Source organism: Polaromonas sp. YR568, assembly GCF_943369415.1.
Lineage (GTDB): Bacteria > Pseudomonadota > Gammaproteobacteria > Burkholderiales > Burkholderiaceae_C > Polaromonas.
This window is the reverse complement of sequence record NZ_CALRNF020000005.1, coordinates 155,415-178,475: the sequence shown is the minus strand read 5'-3', so window position 1 is coordinate 178,475 and position 23,061 is coordinate 155,415. Positions and strand designations below refer to the sequence as shown.

At 65.3% G+C, this 23,061-nt stretch carries 21 protein-coding genes; 11 read left to right on the top strand and 10 right to left on the bottom strand.

What is annotated here, in order from left to right; genetic code table 11:
* Positions 1 to 16 precede the first annotated feature (16 nt).
* The 3 genes from ACLV74_RS05615 to ACLV74_RS05605 all read left to right on the top strand — a co-directional run bounded on the left by ACLV74_RS05615 (position 17) and on the right by ACLV74_RS05605 (position 2,584).
* The gene (locus ACLV74_RS05615) at positions 17 to 1,336 is read left to right on the top strand and encodes a type II toxin-antitoxin system HipA family toxin (protein ID WP_411878390.1); all 1,320 of its coding nucleotides are present in this window, start codon (positions 17 to 19) and stop codon (positions 1,334 to 1,336) included.
* Positions 1,333 to 2,028, top strand: coding sequence for a helix-turn-helix domain-containing protein (locus ACLV74_RS05610; RefSeq protein WP_411878389.1), 696 nt, complete (start codon positions 1,333 to 1,335; stop codon positions 2,026 to 2,028). Before ACLV74_RS05615 ends, ACLV74_RS05610 begins: the two co-directional genes overlap by 4 nt.
* 253 nt (positions 2,029 to 2,281) lie before the next feature.
* A complete protein-coding gene (locus ACLV74_RS05605; protein ID WP_411878419.1) occupies positions 2,282 to 2,584 on the top strand; it encodes a GyrI-like domain-containing protein in 303 nt (100 codons plus the stop codon).
* A gap of 50 nt (positions 2,585 to 2,634) precedes the next feature.
* On the opposite strand, the gene ACLV74_RS05600 is transcribed toward ACLV74_RS05605, so the two are convergent.
* Together ACLV74_RS05600 and ACLV74_RS05595 are read right to left on the bottom strand one after the other, a co-directional pair.
* Complete coding sequence (locus ACLV74_RS05600) at positions 2,635 to 3,510, bottom strand: Bug family tripartite tricarboxylate transporter substrate binding protein (RefSeq protein ID WP_411878388.1); 876 nt, start codon at positions 3,508 to 3,510, stop codon at positions 2,635 to 2,637.
* 167 nt (positions 3,511 to 3,677) lie between these two features.
* Positions 3,678 to 5,087, bottom strand: a complete 1,410-nt coding sequence (locus ACLV74_RS05595) for a M20 family metallopeptidase (protein WP_411878387.1) — start codon at positions 5,085 to 5,087, stop codon at positions 3,678 to 3,680.
* Positions 5,088 to 5,244: 157 nt separating this feature from the next.
* Here ACLV74_RS05595 and ACLV74_RS05590 point away from each other — a divergent pair, with 157 nt between their 5' ends.
* On the top strand, positions 5,245 to 6,195 hold the full coding sequence (locus tag ACLV74_RS05590; RefSeq protein WP_411878386.1) for a LysR family transcriptional regulator: 951 nt from the start codon (positions 5,245 to 5,247) through the stop codon (positions 6,193 to 6,195).
* Between the two features lie 18 nt (positions 6,196 to 6,213).
* On the opposite strand, the gene ACLV74_RS05585 is transcribed toward ACLV74_RS05590, so the two are convergent.
* Entirely contained in the window at positions 6,214 to 7,827 is a 1,614-nt protein-coding gene (locus ACLV74_RS05585; RefSeq protein WP_411878385.1) for an alkaline phosphatase family protein, read from the bottom strand.
* Between the two features lie 286 nt (positions 7,828 to 8,113).
* Here ACLV74_RS05585 and ACLV74_RS05580 point away from each other — a divergent pair, with 286 nt between their 5' ends.
* Together ACLV74_RS05580 and nth are read left to right on the top strand one after the other, a co-directional pair.
* Complete coding sequence (locus tag ACLV74_RS05580) at positions 8,114 to 9,133, top strand: BLUF domain-containing protein (protein ID WP_411878384.1); 1,020 nt, start codon at positions 8,114 to 8,116, stop codon at positions 9,131 to 9,133.
* A gap of 58 nt (positions 9,134 to 9,191) precedes the next feature.
* Positions 9,192 to 9,836, top strand: coding sequence for an endonuclease III (gene nth / locus ACLV74_RS05575; RefSeq protein ID WP_411878383.1), 645 nt, complete (start codon positions 9,192 to 9,194; stop codon positions 9,834 to 9,836).
* 12 nt (positions 9,837 to 9,848) lie between these two features.
* Here nth and ACLV74_RS05570 read toward each other — a convergent pair whose 3' ends face one another.
* From ACLV74_RS05570 to ACLV74_RS05560, 3 genes are all read right to left on the bottom strand, one after another.
* Positions 9,849 to 10,970 carry an ABC transporter substrate-binding protein gene (locus ACLV74_RS05570; protein ID WP_411878382.1) on the bottom strand — a complete coding sequence of 374 codons (1,122 nt, stop codon included), beginning with the start codon at positions 10,968 to 10,970 and terminating at the stop codon, positions 9,849 to 9,851.
* A gap of 93 nt (positions 10,971 to 11,063) precedes the next feature.
* Positions 11,064 to 12,041: a Bug family tripartite tricarboxylate transporter substrate binding protein gene (locus tag ACLV74_RS05565; protein WP_411878381.1), complete on the bottom strand. Its 978-nt coding sequence runs from the start codon at positions 12,039 to 12,041 to the stop codon at positions 11,064 to 11,066.
* A 105-nt stretch (positions 12,042 to 12,146) separates the two neighbouring features.
* Positions 12,147 to 13,367, bottom strand: coding sequence for a pyridoxal-phosphate-dependent aminotransferase family protein (locus ACLV74_RS05560; protein WP_411878380.1), 1,221 nt, complete (start codon positions 13,365 to 13,367; stop codon positions 12,147 to 12,149).
* A gap of 115 nt (positions 13,368 to 13,482) precedes the next feature.
* On the opposite strand from ACLV74_RS05560, the gene ACLV74_RS05555 reads away from it, so the two are divergent.
* Together ACLV74_RS05555 and ACLV74_RS05550 are read left to right on the top strand one after the other, a co-directional pair.
* Complete coding sequence (locus tag ACLV74_RS05555; RefSeq protein WP_411878379.1) at positions 13,483 to 14,172, top strand: GntR family transcriptional regulator; 690 nt, start codon at positions 13,483 to 13,485, stop codon at positions 14,170 to 14,172.
* Positions 14,173 to 14,238: 66 nt separating this feature from the next.
* Entirely contained in the window at positions 14,239 to 17,355 is a 3,117-nt protein-coding gene (locus ACLV74_RS05550) for an FAD-binding and (Fe-S)-binding domain-containing protein (protein ID WP_411878378.1), read from the top strand.
* A 173-nt stretch (positions 17,356 to 17,528) separates the two neighbouring features.
* On the opposite strand, the gene ACLV74_RS05545 is transcribed toward ACLV74_RS05550, so the two are convergent.
* Positions 17,529 to 17,786: a hypothetical protein gene (locus tag ACLV74_RS05545; protein WP_411878377.1), complete on the bottom strand. Its 258-nt coding sequence runs from the start codon at positions 17,784 to 17,786 to the stop codon at positions 17,529 to 17,531.
* A 106-nt stretch (positions 17,787 to 17,892) separates the two neighbouring features.
* On the opposite strand from ACLV74_RS05545, the gene ACLV74_RS05540 reads away from it, so the two are divergent.
* The gene (locus tag ACLV74_RS05540; RefSeq protein ID WP_411878376.1) at positions 17,893 to 18,489 is read left to right on the top strand and encodes a 3'-5' exonuclease; all 597 of its coding nucleotides are present in this window, start codon (positions 17,893 to 17,895) and stop codon (positions 18,487 to 18,489) included.
* A 128-nt stretch (positions 18,490 to 18,617) separates the two neighbouring features.
* Here the strand turns inward: ACLV74_RS05540 and ACLV74_RS05535 are convergent, their stop codons facing one another.
* A complete protein-coding gene (locus ACLV74_RS05535; RefSeq protein WP_411878375.1) occupies positions 18,618 to 19,928 on the bottom strand; it encodes a c-type cytochrome in 1,311 nt (436 codons plus the stop codon).
* A gap of 108 nt (positions 19,929 to 20,036) precedes the next feature.
* Between ACLV74_RS05535 and ACLV74_RS05530 the strand changes: the two genes are divergently transcribed.
* Both ACLV74_RS05530 and ACLV74_RS05525 read left to right on the top strand, forming a co-directional pair.
* Positions 20,037 to 20,270 carry a hypothetical protein gene (locus tag ACLV74_RS05530; protein ID WP_411878374.1) on the top strand — a complete coding sequence of 78 codons (234 nt, stop codon included), beginning with the start codon at positions 20,037 to 20,039 and terminating at the stop codon, positions 20,268 to 20,270.
* A 374-nt stretch (positions 20,271 to 20,644) separates the two neighbouring features.
* Complete coding sequence (locus tag ACLV74_RS05525) at positions 20,645 to 21,016, top strand: hypothetical protein (RefSeq protein ID WP_411878373.1); 372 nt, start codon at positions 20,645 to 20,647, stop codon at positions 21,014 to 21,016.
* On the opposite strand, the gene dnaB is transcribed toward ACLV74_RS05525, so the two are convergent.
* Together dnaB and rplI are read right to left on the bottom strand one after the other, a co-directional pair.
* On the bottom strand, positions 21,013 to 22,425 hold the full coding sequence (dnaB, locus tag ACLV74_RS05520) for a replicative DNA helicase (protein WP_411878372.1): 1,413 nt from the start codon (positions 22,423 to 22,425) through the stop codon (positions 21,013 to 21,015). The two genes, ACLV74_RS05525 and dnaB, sit on opposite strands and share 4 nt — an antisense overlap.
* 179 nt (positions 22,426 to 22,604) lie before the next feature.
* Positions 22,605 to 23,057 (bottom strand): 50S ribosomal protein L9, encoded by a 453-nt coding sequence (rplI, locus tag ACLV74_RS05515; RefSeq protein ID WP_411878371.1) that lies wholly within the window; start codon positions 23,055 to 23,057, stop codon positions 22,605 to 22,607.
* Positions 23,058 to 23,061 lie beyond the last annotated feature (4 nt).

Below are 23,061 nucleotides of genomic sequence, written 5' to 3'. Positions count from 1 at the left end.
GTTTTAAAGGTGGTCCATGGCATTTGCTGATCTTGACGCGTGGATGAACGGCCAGCACGTGGGCGTGTGGTTCTGGACGCGAACCGGGACGCCGGGCTTTCGTTACGACGAGAGTTGGCCGCGCTCGCCCCATGCAAGGCCGCTGTCGGTCTCGCTGCCCATGCCGGCCGGGGGCGGCGATGTGATGGGCGCCAAGGTGGAACACTACTTTGACAACCTGCTGCCTGACAGCAACCGTATCCGCGAGCGGCTGAGGCGACGCTTTGGCACGTCGTCCATCCGGGCGGCCGACCTGCTGGCCGCCGTCGGCCGGGATTGCGTGGGTGCGCTGCAACTGATGCCGCTGGGTGTGCCGCCGCCGCCGCACGACCGCATCGACAGCACGCCGCTGACCGACAGCCAGGTGGAGACGCTGCTGGGCGATGTGACCGGCGACGGCACGGCAGGCGCCTCGCTCGCGGACGATTTCCGCATCTCCATTGCCGGCGCGCAGGAAAAAACCGCGTTGCTGCGCGTCGGCCAGCGCTGGCACCTGCCTGCGGGCGCCACGCCCACCACGCACATCTTCAAACTGCCGCTGGGCCTGGTGGGCAATATGCGCGCCGACATGTCGGACTCGGTGGAAAACGAATGGCTCTGCGCCACCTTGCTGGGCGAGCTGGGGTTTGAGGTCGCGCCCACGGAGATGGGGCGCTTTGGCGAACGCAAAGTGTTGATCGTGGAGCGCTTTGACAGGCGCCGGATGGAAGGCGACAAATGGATCGCCCGCCTGCCGCAAGAAGATTTTTGCCAGGCGACGGGGACGCCCGGCGACCTCAAGTATGAAAGCGACGGCGGCCCCGGCATTCGCGCGGGCCTGGGCCTGTTGCAGGGCGGAAGCAATGCCCCTGCGGATGTGCTGCATTTTGTGCGGGTGCAACTCGCCTTCTGGATCATGGCCGCCACCGACGGCCACGCGAAGAACTTCTCCATCTTCCTGGAGCGCGGCGGCAGCTATCGCATGACGCCGCTGTACGACGTGCTGTCGGCCTGGCCCATCATCGGCAACGGGCCCAACCAGGTCAGCCCGCGGCGCGCGAAGCTGGCCATGGCCTTGCGCGGCAAAAATGCGCACTACCACCTGCACGAAATCCACACCCGCCACTGGCAGGCCCTGGCGCAACAAAGCGGCGTACCCGGCGCTTTCGACCAGATGGTGGCGCTGGTGCTGCAGGTGCCGGATGCGCTGGAGCGCGCGGCGGCGCTGCTGCCGCCGGATTTCCCCGAGCCGGTGTTTACCGCCATACGCCGCGGCATGCTGGCGCAGGCCGAGAAATTTGCAGCCGAACTGCCATGACGGATACGCAGTCCCTGCACGCGGCGCGCCGCGCCTACATCGCCCGCATCAACCGCGTGGTGGACCACATCAGCGCCAACCTGGCCGGCACGCTGGACTTGCAGGCGCTGGCTGACGTGGCGCACTTCTCGCCCTGGCACTTTCACCGCGTGTTTCAGGCAGTAACGGGCGAAACCCTGGCCGACTGCGTGCGCCGCCTTCGGCTGGAAGCCGCGGCTCAGCGCCTGATTTTCACGCCGCAGACCGCGCTGCAAATCGCGCTCGACACGGGCTTTGCGTCGGCCGAGGTTTTCAGCCGTGCCTTTCGCAGCCGCTTCGGCATGACGCCCACAGCGTGGCGGCGCGAGGGCTGGCGCGAGTGGGCGACGCGCCGGCAGATTGAACTTAGCAAGATTCATCAAGGCAATCACAAGCCGAATCAAGACTCCATCATGGCGTTGTTTAAAGATAGAACCCTCTGGCCCACCGGGCCGGTATCTTCATCCGAAAGAACCCTTGCCATGGAAATTGAACTCAAAACCCTTCCCCCCATGCGCCTGGCCTATATGCGCAACACCGGGCCGTACGGCGACCACGTGGCGCAGCTGTGGCAGCGCTTTGTCGCCTGGTGCGGCCAGCACGGCCATATGAACCCTCGCCCCAAGATGTACGGCATCAGCCAGGACAACCCAAGGAACCTGTTCACGGCCTAGACGGGGCCGCGTTGGGGTGCAATCGGGATGAGTGGGCCGACCGGGAACGCCGCATGGGCTAATGCCCATGCAAGGGCCTGGGTGGCTCAATCGCCCGATTTCACCCCAACCCGGAGGGCAAGCCCCTTCTCGGGCGGTCTGCGGCGTTGCGGCGCTGGCCCATAGCGGTGCTATGGGCTGGCGCACCGCGCCTTGCATCCCATCCCGAGAAGGGGCTTGCGCGGCCCCGTCTAGGCCGTGAACAGGTTCCACAATCACGCCAGCCGACAAGTTGCGCTACGACGCCTGCATCGAGGTGGACGAGGCCTTCAAGCCGCAGGGCGAGACAGGCGTGCAGAACTTCGGCGGCGGGCGTTATGCCTGCGGCCGCTTCACCGGCAAGCCGGGCAACGAGGTGCATGAAGCCTGGACGCACATGTTCGCCGAGTGGCTGCCGCAAAGCGGCTACCAGCCGGACAACAAACCGGCGCTGGAACTGTACGAAGAAGACTTTGTGATGGACCCGAAAACGGGAAACTTCAGCTGCTGGCTGTGCGTGCCGGTCAAGACGCTATAGGCCTGCGCCGCGGTGCGCGGCACCCGTGGCGGTGATGGCCATGCCCGGCTTCAATCGATCCGGATGTTGGCGCGCACCACCGTCGCGCGATAACGCGCGATCTCCGAATCCATCACATTGCGCAGCGCCTGCGGGCCCAGGAAGGCCGGCTCCAGGGACTGCTGCTGCAGCTTCTTGCCCACCGCCGGGTCGGCCATCACGGCCGTCAACGCCTGCAACAGCTGGTCGCGCACGGTCGGTGAAATGCCCGCCGGCGCGGCGACCGCATACCAGCCGTCCAGCAGCGCCGGCGACAACTGCAGTTCGCCGTAAGCGGGCACGGTGGGAATCTGGACGAAGCGCTTTTCGCTGATGACCGCCAGGGCGCGCAGCTTGCCCGATTGCAACAGGGGATTGACGGCCGCCAGGGTGTCTATGCCCATGCTGACGTCCGCGCGCACCACGCCGATGTCGGCCTCGGCGCTGCCTTTATAGGGAATGGCGGAAAACTTCACCCCGGTGGCATGGGCCAGCATCTCGCCGGCCAGGTGCGGCGCAGAGCCGGTGCCGAAGGTGGCATAGGTCACGGTGCCCGGCTCGGCCTTGGCTTTGGCCACCACGTCCTTGAGGGTTTTGTAGGGACCGGTGGCCGAGGTCACCACCACCAGCGGCGTGCGCGCGACCATGGCAATGGGCGAGAGCTGCTTGAAGGGGTCGTAGCCCAGCTTGCTGCGCACCGCGGGGTTGACGGTATAGCTGCTGGAGCCGGAGAACAGCAGCGTGTAGCCGTCGGGCTCTGCCGCGCTGACCATGACCACGCCGATGGCGGTGGAGGCGCCGGGCTTGTTGTCGATGATCACGGGCTGGCCCAGGCGGGCGCCGAGCCGCTCGCCGATGATGCGGGCCGCGACGTCGGTGCCGCCGCCCGGCGGGAAGGGAACGACCAACTTTATCGGCCTGGAGGGCCAAGCCTGTGCCTGCACTTGCGCTTGCGACAGGCCGGGAAACACGAGGGCGGAACAGGCGGCGACCAGAAGGGCTGCCTGAAGCAGGGACCGGCGTGAAGGGGAAGGCATCGGTATCTCCAGTGAGGGGGTAATCAGAAAAAACAAACTCAGGCGTCGGCCGGCGCGGCATGCCAGGGCAGCCCGGCGGGCTCGCCCAGGTCCCAGTAGAGGCCGGCCATGATGCGCAGGCCCTCGCGCGCCACGTGCGCCAGCAGGTGTTCGTCGGGCGCGTGTTGCGCGCAGGCCGGGTAGGAGTGCGGCACCCACAGCGTGGGCAGGCCCAGCAGGTCGGCGAACACGTCGTTGGGCAGCGAGCCGGCCAGGTTGGGCAGGGTGACGACCGGCTTGCCGCTGCTCAGCGCGATGGAGCGCTGCGCCCAGCCCACCCAGGGATGGTCCAGGTCCAGGCGCGTGGCCGCGCCGGTGAGCGTGATCTCGATCTCGACGCGGTTGAAACCGCAGCGGTCCAGGTGCTTGCGCAGGATGCCCGCGAGGTCCTGGTAGGGCGTGCCGACCACAAAGCGCAGCTGGCAATGGGCCACGGCCTCGCCGGGAATCGCATTGACGGGGCGCTGCGGCGAGCCGGCGCCCAGCGCCAGCACTTCGATGGTGTTCCAGCCCATCAGGCGTTCGGCCGTGCTGAGGCCGGGTTCGCCCCAGTGGGGATCGGGCAGCGGGTCGTCTTCGCCGCCGCCTATGTCCACACCGGCCAGCGCGCGGCGCACCGATGGGGGCAGCGCGCGCGGCTTGAGGGCCGGCACCAGGATGCGGCCGCGCGCATCGACCAGCGAGGCCACGGCGCCGGCCAGTACGCTGGCCGGGTTGAGCAAGGCGCCGCCCCAGTTGCCCGAGTGGTAGGCCTTGTCGCGCGCGCGCAGGCGCAGGCTGAAATTGACGGCGCCGCGCGAACCCAGGAACAGCGTGGGTTTGTCGGCATGCACGCGCGGGCCGTCGCAGGCGATCAGCAGGTCGGCCCTGAGTTGCGCGCGCTGGCTTTCGCAAAACGCGTGCAGGCCGGGCGAGGCGGCCTCCTCGCCCATCTCGAGCAGCAGCGTGGCGTTGTAGCCCAGGCGCCCGCCGCGCGCCTTGATCACGCTGGCCAGCGCACCGAGGTTGACGGTGTGCTGGCCCTTGTTGTCGGCGGTGCCGCGGCCGTACCAGCGCTCGCCTTCGCGAACCAGCTCCCAAGGCTGCAGCCCTTCGCGCCAGCGGCCTTCCTGGCCGCTGACCACGTCGCCGTGGCCGTAGGTCAGCACGGTCGGCAGCGCCGTATCTTCCACGCGCCGCGCGACCAGGAAAGGGCCGGCGCCCTCGACGGGATTGGGCATGACGCTGCAGGAAAAGCCGAGCGCGCGCAGCGAGTCGGTCATTTCGCCGCTCAGGTAATCGCCCAGCGCGGGGTTGGGTTTGCCGCTGTCGCTTTCAGTGCGCAGCGCGACGCGCCTTTGCAGGACGTCGAAAAAATGGCCTTCGTCAAACCAGGCCGCGGCGGCATCAAGGCAGTCGGATCTCAGCATGTTTCACCGTTTTATGGGGGCCGCGCGGCGTGGAAGCGCGGCATGAAACCAAATGTAGGAAGAATCGGGGATTACTACAATGAGAGATATCGCAACAAAGCCTTGCCTTTTTGGCAAATCATCAATTCGCGCGCCCTTTCATTCCCACCCGCCCCGCATGAAAATTTCTTTCTTCAGCACACAGATCCGCTACTTCCTCGAAGTGGCCCGCACCGGCTCGGTCAGCCAGGCGGCGGCGCAACTGCACGTGGCGCCTTCGGCCGTGAGCCGCCAGGTCGGCAAGCTGGAAGACCAGCTGGGCTGCGCGCTGTTCGAGCGCAGGGCGCGCGGCATGGTGCCCACGGACGCGGGCGAACGCCTGATGGCCCATGCGCGCACGGGCAGCGACGACGCCGAGCGGGTGATGGAGCAGGTGCGCGGCCTGGCCGGCTTCAGCGCGCGGCGCGTGCGCGTGGCCTGCACCGAGGGTTTCGCGACGGGCTTCATGCCGGAAGTCATGACCGGATTTCGCCGCAGCCACCCCGAGGCGCTGATCGAGCTGAGCGTGGGCTCGCCCGAAGCGGTCAGCCGCCTGCTGCTGCAGGGCGAGACCGACGTGGCGCTCAAGTACAGCGTGGCGCCCGAAAAAGGCGTGACGGTGCGGCATGCGGCCACCGCGCCCATCTACGCCCTGATGCTGCCCACGCACCCGCTGGCACGGGCCCGCGTGGTGACCGCGGCCGACGTCGTGAAATACCCGCTGGGCATCAGCGCCAAGGGCATGACGGGGCGCCAGCTCTTCGACATGGTGGCCAACATCCAGGGCCTGGAGTACCAAACCTCGGTGGTCAGCAATTTTTCGTCGGCCTTGCTGCCCAGCGTGCGCAGCGGCGACATCATGCTGTCGGGCTACCTGACGGCCGCGCACCTGATACGCCAGGGCCAGTTGGTCGCCGTGCCCTTTGCCGAGCCCCAGCTGAGCCAGCGCGTGCTGCAAGTGCTGTCGCTGCACGGTCAGACGCTGGCGCCGCTGGTGCTGGACTTCACGACGCAATTGATTGCCGCGATACGCCAGTCGGGCGACGGCATGGCGCCGGCCCGCAAGCGCGCCGCGAAAAAGAGCGGCTGAGCGCCCTGCTTCTTTTTTCTACAGTCCCGGCAAAGGCAAGAGCTTGCCTTCGGCCGAAGACGGCGGCGCGATGCGCAGCACCTGCGACAGCGTGGGCGCGATGTCGACCACTTCCACCCGCGCATCGATGCGGCCGGGCTTGACCCAGGCCGGGCCGTACACCAGGATGGGCACCTGCGTGTCATACGGATGGGGCGAGCCGTGCGTGGCGACGGAGTTGCCGAACATCCAGCCGGGCTTGAGCGCGTACTGCACGTCACCCGAAACCTCCGCATGCCAGGACTTGCGGAGCTGGTCGAAGAAAGGCGCGCCGGCGCGATTGCCGCTTTGCAACTCCCGTCGGGTGTAGGCGGCCACAAAGCCGGGCTCGGCCATCAGCAGCGCGCGGGTTTCTTCGGCCAGGGCGTTGGCATCCTGCTGTTTTTGCGCGATGAGCTTTTTGTCGAGCAGCACGCTGGAGCCTGAATAACCCGCGGCCCACTTGCCTTCGCCGAAGCGTTTTTCCAGCCCGGCATTGACACGGGCCAGCACCTGGCTGCCGTTGACGCGGCCGGACTCCAGGCCACGGCTGGTGTTGAATTCGGGCGCGGGCATGAAGCCGTGGTCGGCGGTGAGCACGGCGAGGTAGTTGTCCTTGCCGATGCGCGCGTCCAGGTCCTGGAAGAAGGCCTGCAGCATTCTGTCGAGCTGCAGCAGGTGGTCGTGCGAGAGCCGGGACTCGGCGCTGAAGGCGTGGTTCACGTAGTCGTGGCCGGAGAGGCTGACGGACAGGATGTCGGGAATGTCGTCCTGACCGAGCTGCTCGCCTGCGATGGCCGCACGCGCGAAGTCCAGCGACATCGCATCGACAAACGGCCCGCGCAGCAGCGAGCTGTAAAAGCGCGGGCCGGGCGCGCTGTCTTCCTTCGCGCCATACATCATCGGCAGGCCGCCGCCGGCGGGGCCGTACCAGGGCTGCTGGTCGGGCACCGAGCGCGCGTAAGCGGCTTCGGGCAGCAAGGCCTTCCATTCGGCCTTGAAGTAGCGGTCGGCCGGCTTGCCGGCGTTGTAGCGGTCCACCCAGGCCGGGTGCGCGGCCATGTAGTGGGTGCTGGAGGCGAACTGCCCGCTTGCGCCCATGTACATGTAGGCGATACCGGTCTTGCCGGCCGGCAGGATGGCGCCGCGGTCCTTGCCCGAGATGGCGATCACTTTGGAGCGGCTGTCGACGCGGCGCAGCACGTCGCCCACGGTTTCGGCCTTGAGGTTTTTCGGGCTGGTGCCGTCCAGCGCTTCGGTCTTGTGGCCGATGTAAGCGGCCGTGGTGTCGCCGGTGCAGTACACCGGCTCGGCCGTGATGGGGTCCCGCCAGTCGTTGCCGATGATGCCGGTGCGCTGCGGGTAGGCGCCGGTGAGCATGGTGGCATGGCCGGCCGCGGTGACGGTGAAGGCATGGCCGTAATGGGCGTTGGCAAACCAGGCGCCGCGATCGAGGAAGCGCGCGAAGCCGTCGGGCGCAAGCTGGTCGCGGTAGTCCAGCACCTGGCGCTGCGGCAGGCCGTCGACGACGAGGAAGACCACCAGTTTGGGACGCGGCGCGCTAGCTGCCGGGCTATCCGGCGCGGCGCAGCCGGCGAGCAGCGCAGCGGCCAACAGAGCGGAACAAAAAGCGGTCGTCCGACGTAAAAGAGTGTGAGCGTTCATGGCTGCGATGCTAAGGGAGTTCGCGCCGCTGCGGCACCCGTAATCACCCGCGCAAGGCACATCTTTATTGGCGTGGCGCATTGAGCTTTCAGCTTAAGCCCGGCCCGCACAGGCCTTCGGAAAGTTGCAAGAAAGTATTACCGCCCTCCGCGAAGACGCTTTTTTGCCACGATTCACAGGCACTGTTCGGGGACTGGGATTGACGGCGATTTTGCTTCTGGGGCAGGATGGCCCCATGGTGAACAGCCTCTTGCCCTATGGTGCAGCCCCGGCATATCCCGAAGTCGAGCGCGTGGTGACGGCGAGTATCTGTCACATGAAGGAAGGCATCTACGCGCAGATGGAAAACATACGCGCGGACTCGCTGCGGCTCAATCCCGTGCACGGCATCCATGCGGTACTGCTGTACCAGAGCGGCTGGTTTCTGCACTGGGCCGAAGGCCCGGCACCCGCGGTGCGCGGCCTGCTGCGGCGCCTCGCCAAAGACCCCCGCCACCATTCACCGCACACCGTGCACAGCAGCCGGGGCCCGCGCTTGCTGCCCACACCCTGGTCCATGATGATGTCGCAGACCACCGAGCCGCCGGTGTACTTCGGCGACCGTGTGAAGGCACTGCGCGAGCAATTTGAACAAGGCACGCAGTACGCGCCCTCCTCCGTGCTGCGCCGCCTTTGCTCGCCCATGCAGTTGCCCCAGGCGCAAGGCTTGCCCGACCCCGAGGCCTGTCACCGGCTCGGCATTTGCGCCGCCGGCGGCAACCAGGCTTTCGACATGGTCGAGTGGCTGGCGCAGCGCTACGGCAGCGCCGTGGCCAAGAGGCGATTCGCCGGCGAACAAGACATGGACGGCAGCAGCGAATACGTCGAGTTCATGGAGGGTCGGCATCCCTGCCGCATGATCGCGGTCGCGCGCAATGGCCTGGCCCACGGCGTGCGGCGCGCTTTCCTGCCGGAATGGCCGCATTTTGTGATGCTGTTTGGCGGCATTGCCGAATTCGACGACGCCCTGATGGCCCGCATGATTGCCGCCTGCGAAGGCCTGCCGGCCACGCCCACCCTGGTGGGCATCGCGCCCGACGCCCAAACGCAGCAGCGTATGCAGGACATGGCACGCAGGGCTCTTCTGGTTTATGCGGCCGCGGGCATCGCCCGGCCGGACGACTGCCCGGCCATCTGGCAAATAGTGCGCGATCAACTCCAACGCGCCGGTGAGCCGCCAGGCGCGGTGTGGGACGTCCCGCTCAGGGCGGCCTGAAAGCTCGCCCACCGCCTGCACGAGACCCCGGCGGCGTGCGGCCGATACACTGCGGGGCATGAAAAAAGAAGACATCGCCCCGTTCTTTGCCACGCTGAAAGCCGCCAACCCGATGCCGGTGACGGAACTCGAATACACCAGCGTGTTCGAGCTGCTGGCCGCGGTGCTGCTGAGCGCGCAGGCCACGGACGTGAGCGTGAACAAGGCCACACGCAAGCTCTACCCGGTGGCCAACACGCCGCAGGCCATCCTCGACCTGGGACTGGAAGGCCTGGAGTCTTACATCCGCACCATAGGGCTGTACCACACCAAGGCCAAAAACCTGCTGGCGACCTGCGAGATATTGGTGAACCAGCACGGCGGCCGGGTGCCGCGCACGCGCGAGGCGCTGGAAGCCCTGCCCGGTGTCGGCCGCAAGACCGCCAACGTGGTGCTGAACTCGGCTTTCGGCGAAGCGGTGATGGCGGTGGACACGCACATCTTCCGCGTGAGCAACCGCACCGGCCTGGCGCCCGGCAGGAACCCGCTGGAAGTGGAAATGGGCCTGCTCAAGCGCGTGCCCGCCGAATACCTGGTGGACGCGCACCACTGGCTGATCCTGCACGGGCGCTATGTGTGCATCGCGCGCAAGCCCCTGTGCTGGCAGTGTGCGGTGGCGCCCTTTTGCGATTTCGAACCGAAGACGCCACCGCCTGCGGCTTGACGGGAACCGTCCTTATCGGGCGAAGGTGCCGTCGGCGCGAATCATCGTCAGGTTGACGAAGCGCGAGCCGAGGTTGCTCTGCTTGCTGTAGGTGATTGCATAACCGCCCAGGTCTTCACTGGTGAAGCCTTCCAGCGTGCTGATGAGCTTGGCGCGCGTGATGGGCGCCGGCGTTTTCTGCAAGGCGCGCACCACCAGCTTGGCGTTGAGGAAACCCTCCATGCTGTTGTAGCTGTACTTCTTGTCGGCGGTGCCGGAGATCACGGACTGGTATTCCTTCACGGCGGCGTTGCCCAGTTCGGTGAAGGGGTAAGGCACGACCTGCGAGACGATGACGCCGGCCGCCGGCTCTTTGAGTTCGGCATGCAGGCCCGAAGACACGCTGAGCACCAGGAACTGCGCGCTCGCGCCCTTGGCTTTGTAGGCCTTGACGAAGGCGGCGTTGGGCTTGGCCTGGGCGATCAGCATCACGGCCTGCGGCTGGGCAGCGGCGATCACATCCACCGCCTTGGCCACGTCGACGGTACCGCGCGGCACGGGGGCCACGGCGGCCGGCGTGGCGCCGCGTTTTTGCATGGCGGCGTTGAGCGCATCCAGGCCTTCCTTGCCGAAGGCGTCGTCCTGGTAGGCGACGGCGATCTTCTTGATGCCTATGGTCCAGGCGTGGTTGACGGCCGCCTCGATCTCGTCGGTGGTGCTGGCGCGCACGTGGAACAGGTTGGGCACAAAAGGATCGCGCAGCGACTTGGCGCCGCTGGTGTTGCCGATCTGGGCGATGCCGGCGGCCTGCACGATGGGCACGATCTTCAGCATGTTGGCCGTGCCGCGAAAGCCCACCAGGGCCACCGCGTTCTGGTCGATCAGCGCCTTGGTGTTCTCGGCGGTCTTGTCGGGGTTGAAGCCGTCGTCCAGGCTGACGAGCTTGATTTTCTCGCCGCGTATGCCGCCTTTTTTGTTGACGTCGTCAAAGTAGGCGTTCATGCCGCGCACGTAGTCGGTGGTGAGCGCGGCGGTATTGCCCGAAAGGTCGCCCGAATGGCCCAGGATGATGTCGGCCGAAGCGCCCGCGCCGGCGGCGCACAGGAAAACGACGGCCAGCAGGCGGCCTGCCTTTGAAAAATTCACAACTGTCATGAAACGATCCCTAGCCTTATTGTTGAAAAAACTTGCTGTTCATAAAAAAACCGGCACTGGGCCGGTTTCGTCCCCGAGTCGCAATATCAAGTATCAGGCGTCAACCTTAACCTTGGCTTGCTGGGCGACCTGCGCCCACTTCTTTTGTTCGGCCTTGATGAAAGCCGCGAATTTTTCGGTGCTGCCGCCGCCGTCTTCGGCGCCGTACAGCTCCATTTTTTCCTGCACGTCGGGCATGGCCAGCACCTTGTTGACGTCCTCGTTCATGCGCTGCACCATCGCAGGCGGCATTTTGGAGGGGCCCATGAGGCCGTACCAGACGGTGGCCTCGAAGCCGGGGAAGCCCGACTCGGCCATGGTGGGCACGGTGGGGTGGCCCTTGGCGCGCTTCAGGCGCGTCTGCGCCAGCGCGATGGCCTTGCCGCTTTTGACGTGCGGCGTGGCCGAGGTCATGGTCTCAAAGCAGTAGTTCACCTGCCCGCCTATCAGGTCGACCAGCGCCGGGCCCGAGCCGCGGTAGGGAATGTGCAGCGCGAAAATCTTCGCCTGCAGCTTGAACATTTCCAGCGCGAAGTGCTGGGCCGAGCCGCCGCCGGCCGAGGCGAAGCTGATCTGGCCCGGTTTTTCCTTGCACAGTGCGACCAGGTCCTTCACCGTCTTGGCCGGCTGGTCGGCGTTGCAGATCAGCATGTTGGGCGTGACGCCGACCATGCTGATGGGCACGTAGTCGCGCTCGGGGTTGTAGCCCAGCTTGAGGCCCAGCGCCGGCGCCAGCGCATGGCTGTTGATGTGCGCCATGAGCAGGGTATTGCCGTCACCGGGCTGCTTGGCCACGTAGTCGGCGGCGATCACGCCGGCGGCGCCGCCCTTGTTTTCAATCACCACCGAGGTGTTCCACATGGTGGAGAGCTTTTGCCCGACCACCCGCGCCAGCGCGTCGGTGCCGCCGCCGGGCGGGAAACCCACGACGATGCGGACCGGGCCGGACGGGAGAGTCTGCGCCCTGAGCATCGGCGATGCCACCATGGCGGCCGTGGCCGCCGTTGCGCTGATAAACGTTCTGCGTTGCATGGGATCCCTTCCTGATTGCTAATGTAGAAAAGCCCGGTGACGGTTGGGCGAATTGGCGCGACGTGAATATTGCCGTTGTACGCGCGCGCCTTTTTCAGGTTCCTGTCAGGCCGCCTTGCGCTGCGGCACCACGGCCGCATGGCTGGAAAAATGGTCCATCGCGGCCTGCACGCCCGAGCCGGCGAGCTTGACGCCGGCCAGCTTCAGCCCCATCTCACAGCCGCTCAGGGCGGCCATCAGCGTGAGGTCGTTGCAGTCGCCCAGGTGGCCGATGCGGAACATGCGGCCCTTGACCTTGCCCAGGCCCGTGCCCAGCGAGCAGTCGAAGCGCTCGTAAATGATCTTGCGCACCGCGTCGGCGTCCACGCCTTCGGGTGTCATCACGCCGGTCAGCACCGGCGAATAGACGGCCGCGTCGGCGCACTGGATCTGCAGGCCCCAGGCCTTGACCCCCGCGCGCACGCCCACAGCCCAGCGCTGGTGGCGCGCGAACACGGTTTCCAGGCCGTGCTCGAGCAGCATGTCGCAGGCTTCGCTGAGCGCGTACAGCAGGTTGGTGTTGGGCGTGGACGGCCAGTAGCCGGTCTTGTTCATCTCGATGATCTCGTCCCAGGCCCAGAAGGCTTTGGGCAGCGTGGCCTTTTTGCTGGCTTCGATGGCCTTGGCCGAGACCGCGTTGAAGCTGATGCCGGGCGGCAGCATCAGGCCTTTTTGCGAGCCGCTGATGCTGACGTCCACGCCCCATTCGTCGTGGCGGTAGTCGGCCGAGGCCAGGCCGGAGATCGTGTCGACCAGCAGCAGCGCCGGGTGTTTGGCCGCGTCCATCGCCTTGCGCACGGCGGCGATGTTGCTGGTGACGCCGGTGGAAGTTTCGTTGTGCACCACACAGACGGCCTTGATGCTGTGCTGGGTGTCGGCTTTGAGGCGCTCTTCGATGAGCGAGGCCTGCACGCCGTGGCGCCAGACGTCGGCACCGGGGTAGCTGATGACCTCGGTCTTCAGGCCCAGGCGTGTGGCCAGCTTTTGCCACAGCGCGGCGAAGTGGCCGGTTTCGTACATCAGCACGTGGTCGCCGGGGTTCAGCGTGTTCGACAGCGCCGCTTCCCAGGCGCCGGTGCCTGAGGCCGGGTAAATGATGACGGACTGCTTGGTCTGGAAGATCTTCTTGATGTCGGCCAGCACCTTCAGGCCCAGCGCGGCGAACTCGGGGCCGCGGTGGTCTATGGTGGGCAGGCTCATGGCCCGCAGGATGCGGTCCGGCACCGGCGACGGGCCGGGAATCTGCAAGAAGTGGCGTCCCGTGGGGTGAAAGTCAAGCGTCAACATGGCGAAGGGCTCCTGAAGTAATACGCTATTTTTTGCATACAAAATTCATTTGTCAATAAGGTCAAAGGCTTACAAATGATTTGACAGGGGTATTTTTTGCATACAAAATTTCCCCATGGCCGCTGAAATCATCCCCATTCCCCGCGCCGCCCTGCACGAGCAGGTCGCGCACCGGCTGCGCCAGATGCTGGTCGAAAACCGCATCCTGCCCGGCGCCAAGCTCAATGAACGCGAGCTCAGCGAGGTGCTCAACGTCTCGCGCACCCCGCTGCGCGAGGCCATCAAGATGCTGGCCGCCGAAGGCCTGGTGGAGCTGCTGCCGAACCGCGGCGCCATCGCGGTGGCGCTTAGCGAGGCGGACGTGCTCAACACCTTCGAGGTGATGGCGGGGCTCGAAGCCCAATCGGGCGAACTGGCGGCCGAGCGCATCACCGATGCCGAGCTCGCCGAGGTCAAGGCCATGCACTTTGAAATGCTGGCCGCCTACACGCGCCGCGACCTGCCCAATTACTACCGGCTCAATGCCGCGATCCACAACGCCATCAACGCGGCGGCCAAGAACCCGGTGCTGACCACCACCTACGCGCAGGTCAACGCCCGCCTGCAGGCGCTGCGCTTTCGCTCCAACCAGGACGAGGAAAAATGGAAGTCGGCCGTGAAGGAACACGAGCAGATGATTGAAGCCCTGACGGCGCGCGACGCCCCCGCCATGCGCCGCGTGCTGCTGGGCCACCTGGCCAACAAGCGCGACGTGGTGGTGCAGCAGCTGCGCGCCGCCGGCCTTGAAAGCCAGGCCAAAGCCTGAGCTTTGCCGGCCGGCCCCGAAATCCGGCCTGATTCCCCACAACAGCCCCACACACAAAGAGCCGCGATGAACGCTCCCCTCCCCCTCAAGATCACCCGCGAGGCTTCGGCCCAGGCCTACGACGACGTGGCCCGCGTGAGCAATGAAGTCGCCGGCCGGCTGGCCGCGCGCCTGGCCGCCGAGACGCAGGGCGAGGTGTTGTTCTCGCCGGCCGACCGCGGTCGCTATGCCACCGACGCGTCCATCTACCAGGTCACGCCGGTGGGCGTGTTCGTGCCGCGCACCGACGAGGACGTCAAAACCGCTCTCGACATTTGCCGCGACCTGCAGGTGCCCATAGTCCCGCGCGGCGGCGGTACCAGCCAGTGCGGGCAGACCGTGGGCGCGGGCCTGGTCATCGACCACGCCAAGCACCTGCGGAGCATCCTGGACGTGGACCTGGGCGAGCGAACGGCCGAGGTGCAGCCGGGCATCGTGCTGGACCACCTGAACGCTTCGCTGAAACAGCACGGCCTGTGGTACCCGGTGGATGTGTCGACCAGCGCACAGGCCACGCTGGGCGGCATGGCGGGCAACAACTCCTGCGGCAGCCGCAGCATCGCCTACGGCAACATGGTTCACAACGTGCTGGGCGCCACCGCCTGGCGCTCGGACGGCAGCCTGCTGGAACTCGGCCGCTACGACACGGCCGGCGGCGCCGCGCGCGAACTGGGCGATTACGTCAAGGCGCTGTCCGACCAGCTGCGGCCCGAACTGGAGGCGCACTGGCCCAAGGTGCTGCGCCGCGTGGCCGGCTACAACCTGGACATCTTCAACAACCAGAACGAAAAGCCCTACACCAAAGACGGCTCGGTCAACCTGGCGCACCTGCTGGTAGGCAGCGAAGGCACGCTGGCGCTGACGAAATCGCTGAAGCTGCGGCTGGCCGAACTGCCGCGCACCAAGGTGCTGGGCGTGGTGAACTTCCCGACCTTCTACAAGGCCATGGACACGGCCCAGCACATCGTGCAGCTGGGCGGCGACGGCACGCTGAGCGCGGTCGAGCTGGTGGACCGCACCATGATCGAGCTCTCGCTGCAGAACCCGGCCTTTGCGCCCACGGTGCGCACCGCCCTGATTGGCCGGCCGGACGCGATTTTGCTGGTGGAGTTTTCAGGCAAGTCCAAGGCCGAACTCGTGCCCAAGATGCGCCAGCTGGTCGAGTTGATGGGCGACCTGGGCCTGCCCGGCTCGGTGGTGGAGATGGTCGAGGACGCGCCGCAGAAAAACCTGTGGGAAGTGCGCAAGGCGGGCCTGAACATCATGATGAGCCTCAAGGGCGACGGCAAGCCGGTCAGTTTCATCGAAGACTGCGCCGTGCCGCTGGAGCATCTGGCCGAGTACACCGACGCGCTGACGCAGGTCTTCCGCAAATACGGCAGCAAGGGCACCTGGTATGCCCATGCATCCGTCGGCACGCTGCACGTGCGGCCCATCCTGGACATGCGGCGCGAAGGCGGCGCCAAGATGCGCGCGATCGCCGAAGATGCCTCGGCCCTGGTGCGCCACTACAAGGGTGCCTACAGCGGCGAGCACGGCGACGGCCTGTGCCGCGGCGAGTGGATCGAATGGCAGTTCGGCCCAAAGATCAACGAGGCCTTTGCGCAGATCAAGACGTACCTGGACCCGCTGAACCTGCTCAGCCCGAACCGCATCATCAACCCACCGAAGATGGACGACGCGCGGCTGATGCGTTTTCCGCCCAGCTACAAGGTCATCCCGATCAAGACCGCGCTGGACTGGAGCGCCTGGAACGTGCAGAACGACCCGGTGACCGAGCAGACCAGCGAGCCGGGCACGGGCGGCGACCCGGCCCAGGGCTTTGCCAAGGCCGTGGAGATGTGCAACAACAACGGCCACTGCAGAAAGTTCGACGCCGGCACCATGTGCCCCAGCTACCGCGCCACGCGCGACGAAAAACATCTGACGCGCGGACGCGCCAATACCTTGCGCCTGGCGCTGTCGGGCCAGCTTGACGGCTTGAAAGCGGAAGACGCTTTTACCAGCGAGGCCGTGCAGCAGGCCATGGACTTGTGCGTGGGCTGCAAGGGCTGCAAGCGCGACTGCCCCACCGGCGTGGACATGGCAAAGATGAAGGTGGAGTTTTTGCACCACTACAAGGCCAGACACGGCTACACGCTGAAGGACCGGCTGGTCGCCCACCTGCCCGACTACGCCCACTGGGCCAGCCGTTTCGCGCCACTGCTCAACCTGCGCGACAAGGTGCCGGGTATGGCCGCGTTGAGCGAAAAACTGCTGGGCCTCTCGGCACGCCGCACGCTGCCGCAATGGAGCAGCGACACCTTCTGGAAGCGCCTGGGTGCATCGGGCGAGCCCGGCTCTGCGCCGCAGGGCCGCATCCACACCGCCAGCCGCGAGGAAGTGCTGGTAGCCACGCGGCCGGTGGTGCTCTTCGTCGACACCTTCAACGGCTATTTCGAATCGGAGAACGCGCTGGCCGCGCTCACGGTGCTACAGGCCGCCGGCTACACGGTGCACGTGGCCGCCAAGACCACGCCCGACGGCAAAAGCCTGTGCTGCGGCCGCACCTACCTGGCCGGCGGAATGGTCGACAAGGCCAAGGCCAAGGCGCGCGAGGTGGTGGGCGCCCTGCTGCCCTTTGCCGAGCAAGGCATCGCCATCGTCGGCCTGGAGCCGTCCTGCCTGCTGACGCTGCGCGACGAAATGCTGGTAATGGGCCTGGGCGAGGCGGCGCAGACCATCAGCCGCCATGCGCTGCTGCTGGAAGAATTTTTGGCGCGCGAGGCGGCGGACGGCAAGCTCGAAATGCTCAAGGGCCGCCTCAAGCCAGCCGCCCAGCCCATCCTGCTGCACGGCCACTGCCACCAGAAGGCCTTTGGTGCGGTGAGCCCCATCCTGGATGTTCTGAAGCTGATACCCGGTGCCCAGCCCGAACTGATCGAATCAAGCTGCTGCGGCATGGCCGGCAGCTTCGGCTACGAAGCCGGGCACTACGAGGTGTCCATGCAGATGGCGGAGTTGAGTTTGCTGCCCGCGGTGCGCAAGCAGCCCGACGCGATCGTGGTGGCCGACGGCACCAGCTGCCGCCACCAGATCAAGGACGGTGCGCAGCGCGAGGCGATTCACGTGGCGGTGCTGCTGGCGCGGCAGCTGAAGGGTTAGCAGAATACGATCGCGAGCAGGGCCGGGTCGTCGGCCCAGTTAAGCAATGCGTAGGCGCCCAGGCGGTAGGCCGTATAGACGGCGTGCTCGATGAAGTATTCGAAAGTCATGGACGTGAGGGTGGGCGGCGGCGAGGTGCCGGCGCTGATTGTAAGAGCCGGATCGGACCAGCCTCAGTCCGGCACAAACTTCGCCTTGAAAGTCGCCTCGTCTTCGGGCAGTTCCAGCGTGACCAGTTGCCCCATGCGCATGTCGGCCAGCCGGCAGGCGCCGAACAGGCTGTACTTGCCCTTGAGCGGGTAACTCTCCATGTCGATCAGCATGAAGGAATGCGGCACAAACACCTGGTGCAGGAAAATCGTCCGGTGCCGGTTGCGCGGCGAGGGAAAGAGCTTGTAATGCTCGGTGGTGATGCTTTGTGCTGCTGCCATGGTGTGGGGGGATGCGGGCGGTCCGGTGTAATGCGCTACCTTGGACTGTAAGCTCTATCCCTGCCATTCCCTGTTTTTTTTGCCCTTCCCTCCCGCATGGAACCCTATGACCGAGCGCCATCCCACCCCCGATAAGGAAGAAATCGCCCTGCTGGAGCCCTTCGAACGCCTGGGCCTCGACCAGATCCAGCTCGTGTCCACGCCGGCCCAGGCGGCCCAGGCACTCAAGGAACTGACGGGCGCCACGGTCCTGGGCTTTGACACCGAATCCAAACCCACCTTCGCCAAGAATGAGGCTTCAGAAGGCCCGCACATCGTGCAGCTTTCGGCGCTGGACAAGGCCTGGATTTTCCAGCTCGAAGACGCCGAATGCCGCCGCGCCGTGGGCCTGGTGCTCAGCTCGCCCGCCGTGATCAAGGCGGGCTTCGGCCTGGGCGACGACCAGCGCCGCATCATCCGCAAGCTGGGCACGGACCTGCAGGGTGTGCTGGACCTGAACATCGTCTTCCGCGAACGCGGCTACCGCAAGGACATGGGCGTGCGCGGCGCCGTCGCGGTGATGTTCAACAAGCGCTTCCTGAAATCCAAAAAAGCCGCGACCTCCAACTGGGCCAATGAGCGGCTCACGGAAGCGCAGATTGTCTACGCAGCCAACGATGCGTACGGGGCGCTGCGGGTGTACAAGGCGCTGGGGTTGGGGTGAACGCGGGGGGCCGCAGCAGGCTCTACCAGTGACTCAGGGGCGACTTGCGAACGTTTCATGCGCGTTCCGGGCACTTTTCACCCAACCCCGCATGGCAATGTACCGGCCGCCAACGGCATGGAACAACACTACCTCCGGCGGCTGCGAACCTCTTCGGGCGTCACAAACTCCACCAGCTCACTGCTGAACTTGAACCGCACATAGTTGATGACCTCGGCAATCTCTTCATCTTGCAGCGCCCGCCAAGCGGGCATGGCGCTATTTTTTGATCCATGCAACACCACGCCGATGACGGAATCGGTTTTGGCAAACGTAGAAGCTTTGTGCAAGTCGGGGATAGGCCCGGCGCCCCGGCCATTCGCCTGGTGGCAGGCGGCACAGTTCGCTTGATAGGTTCGCTCTCCGAGAACCATTTTCTGATTGGCATTCATCGCTGCATAAGGAAGGGCAGGAGGTCGGGGAGCCGGAGGAGGACGGATCTTGACGGTGACCGTGCCGGGATGCCCGGCGGGCAAAGGCGGCTCCGCGAATTTGCCCCCTGCCGTGTTGGCCAGATAGGCCACCGCCCTGGCCAGTTCAAGCTCCTGAAAGTCACCTCCCGCCTGGGAAGGCATCACCCCCTTGCCCTTGATGGTGGACTGAAGCATGGACGCCAAACCCGAACGGATGCGCGGCGCCCAGGCCTCTACGTCGCCCTGCTTTGGCGAGCCCGCTACGCCGGTGGCATGGCAGGCGATGCATTGCGCGCGATAAACCTCCTCGCCGCTGGCGACCTGACGGGTGCGCGTCTGCGCCGGGACTTCGGGCATCGCGGCGGCAACACCCGCGACCGTCGGGCTGAGCCGGTCGGCCATCTCCAGCGCGCGTTTTGCGCCCGCATCGCTGAACACTCCCTTGGCCACTTTGTCCCGTATGCTTCCAGCAAGCAGTCCCAGTATGGAGTTCGACAAGCCCCTCAGGCTTTCGGCAAGCTTCTGGATTGCCGCCTGCTCCTCCTTTGAAGCGACGGATGCGGACGGGGGTGCCTGGGCGCTTGCCAGGGCGCTTGTCCGGACACCGCGCTCCACGACGAGCACGCTCCAATTGAGCGCATCCAGGTACTCTTCCTCGTAGGCGCGAGGATTGGCGGCAAACGCTTTTTCATAACGCGCCAGCAAGGGCTGTATCAGTTTCGGGACCTCGGGTTCGGCGGCGTTCTTCGCCAGCCCGTCGAAATACTCGTCGACGATGTTTGACGCGCGCACAGGATCCAGCAGTTTGCGCAAATTGGCCCCGTTTTCGGAGTCCGAATACTTGGGGGGTGGCTCCGGGAGCAACACTTGCCGGCTTTCAAAGGCCAGCAGTTCGGATGCAAACGCGCGAATGTTTTCGCCGGCCCACGCCGGGCTGCACAACCCCGCCCCTAAAATCCCCAAAACCAGCAAAATCAAACGCGGCATCGTGCCCTCCCTTGAGTGTTTGGGTAGGCATTATCCAGAAATGCATATCGCGCCACGACATGGCATGCCGACGCCACCGATTACAGTAACCCTCTCAAGAAAGCCTTCATGAAAAAATTGCCATTGCTGTCATCCCTGCTGCTTGGCGGCGTCCTGCTCTCCGGCTGTGCTGCCGAGTTGCTGAGCGCCGGCGACAAACTGATCATCGTCAAGGGCCGCCCCTCGCAGACCCTGGAGGTCACCGACATCGCCGAAGCCGAATGCCAGAAGCGCGGCCGCCAGCATGCGCGAATGATCAGCAAGCCGGCCGAAGGCCAGTATGGCTTTGAGTGCGTGCGCTGAGCCGACCAGACACCCGCTCTTCATTTCCCAGCCCTTGGCCTGTCGCGGCGGCGTGCGCTCGCGCGCCGGCCATCAAGCGCCCCTCCTGTGCGTCCGCGCGACGAGACAGCGCGGATGGGCATCCATCCCTCTTTGCGAATCACGATGTTTGATCGTGCTCGATAAATCCGACAAAGATTTACCGCATACGGACAATCAATCCCCAACTTTTTGACGAACTCGCATACCGTTCAACGTCTCCAGAAAAATTGCCCGGCAAATCACCTGACGAGCAACAGCTGGAGCTGCGAACAATCCAAATTACCCACTGTGAGACGGCCGCGAGCATTGCTCGGTAAGCCATCGGCAAAGGGCTTCGAGGGAAGGCGAGAGCAATGCAAGGAACCACGACCGAGGGAATGGATGAGCGCCTGACGGTGCGGCTGCACAAGATACTGAGGGCGCCTTGGGCCGTCCCCCCGGGGGAACGTTACCGGGTGATAGGGACCGTGCACCGCGGAATGGAGTTTGGTTTCCTGGCTGTTGCGCGCAACGGCGGCTACCTGCAGATCAACGGCTCCGTGGTGCAGCCGCTTAACCGCGAGGACGTCGATGCCGCCATCGGCAGCATTTCGCACTTTCCGGCCGCCAGACCCGTGGACGCCACGGCAATGGAGCAACCCGCAGGAGCGGTGATGGTGATTCGCAAGAGAAGGCGCATCCCGGCCGATGCGGGTATCGCGCTGATGCCCGCAGGATCGCCTTAAAAATCCCCGCTGCTGCCGTGCGCCAGGCTCTCGAACTTGGTGATGCGATTGATAAAAGCCAGCTTCACCGTGCCGGTGGGGCCGTTCCGCTGCTTGCTGATGATGACCTCGGCCACACCGGGTTCCTTGCAGGCTTCCTTGGTGTAGTACTCATCGCGGTAGATGAACATGATAATGTCGGCGTCCTGCTCGATGGCGCCGGATTCGCGCAAGTCGCTCATCATGGGGCGCTTGTCGGTGCGGGACTCGACACCGCGGCTGAGCTGCGACAGCGCGATCACCGGGCACTGCAGCTCTTTGGCCAGCATCTTCAGGCCTCGTGAAATTTCGCCGACGGCGGTGGCGCGGTTCTCATCGGCCATGCCGCCGGAGACACTCATGAGCTGCAAATAGTCGACCACGATGAGGCCGAGCTTGCCGCACTGGCGGGCCAGGCGGCGCGCGTTGGCGCGAAGTTCACTCACGGTCAGGCCCGGCGTTTCGTCGATGTGCAGCGAGACGGTGCGCAGCTTTTCAATCGCTTCGGTCAGGCGCGGCCATTCCTCGTCGGTCAGGCCGCCGGTGCGCAGATGGGTCTGGTCGATGCGGCCTATGGAGCCGACGATACGCACGGCAAGCTGGGACGCGCCCATTTCCATGGAAAACACGGCCACGGGCAGGCCTTCGTTGAGCGCGACGTGTTCGGCGATGTTGATGGCCAATGCGGTCTTGCCCATGGAGGGGCGGGCCGCCAGGATGACCAGGTCGCCGGCCTGGAAGCCGGAGGTCATCTGGTCAAGGTCCCTGAAGCCGGTGGCCACGCCGGTGACATCCTGCGGGTTCTCGGCCATTTCAGTCACGCGATCCAGCAGGCTGACTACCAGCGTGTCCATGCTCTGGAAGCCTTCCTTCATGCGCGAGCCCTGCTCGCCGATCTTGAAGATTTTTTGCTCGGCCTCGTCGAGGATGGTCGCGACGTCCTTGCCCTGCGGATTGAAGGCGTTGGTGGAAATTTCGTCGGAAGCGGACACCAGCTTGCGCAGGATGGAGCGCTCGCGCACGATTTCCGCATAGCGGCGGATGTTGGCGGCGCTGGGCACGTACTGCGCGAGCGAATTGAGGTAACTCAGCCCCCCCGTTTCGTCGGACTTGCCCTGGTTCTGCAGGTATTCAAAGACGGTGATGATGTCGGCCGGCTTGGTGGCGTTGATAAGCGCGCCTATGGCGGCGTAAATCAGCTTGTGTTCGGCGCGGTAGAAGTCTTCGTCGACCAGCAGATCGCCCACCCGGTCCCAGGCGCCGTTGTCGAGCAGCAAGCCGCCCAGGACGCTGGATTCACCCTCGATGGAATGCGGCGGAATTCGCAGCTGGGCGATCTGGCGGTCGGGGCTGTAGCCGGGATCGTCATAGGTGGAAAGTACGGCGGACATGGGTTTCCTTGGGAGACTGAAATACTAAGCCCGCTACGTAAAACGGCTGTGGACAAAGTTGTGAATAAGCGTTGGAAATTCGGTGTAAATACACCCGGAACCTGTGCGTAGCCGGCGGCTTCGCCCGCCCATGAAAAAAGCCGCTCGGCGAGCGGCTTTTTTGCGGGAGGAGAAAACGCTTAAGCGGTTTCGCCGTACACGGTCACGGTGATGTCCACTGCCACGTCGGTGTGCAGAGCCACGGTCACGGCGTGGTCGCCAACAATCTTCAGCGGGCCGTTAGGCATGCGGATTTGCGACTTCAGCACGGGGAATCCCTGCTTGGTCAGCTCGGCCGAAATGTCGTGGTTGGTGACGGAGCCGAACAGGCGGCCGTCAACACCGGCTTTTTGCGTGAGCTTGACGGTGGTGCCGCCGAGCTTTTCGCCTTGGGCTTGCATTTCAGCCAGCTTGGCGGCCGCAGCCTTTTCGAGTTCGGCGCGCTTGGCTTCGAATTCGGCCTTGTTGGCTTCGGTGGCACGGCGTGCGCGGCCCGAAGGGATCAGGAAGTTGCGTGCATAGCCGTCTTTGACCTTGACGATTTCGCCGAGGTTGCCGAGGTTCACGACTTTGTCGAGCAGAATGATTTGCATGGTC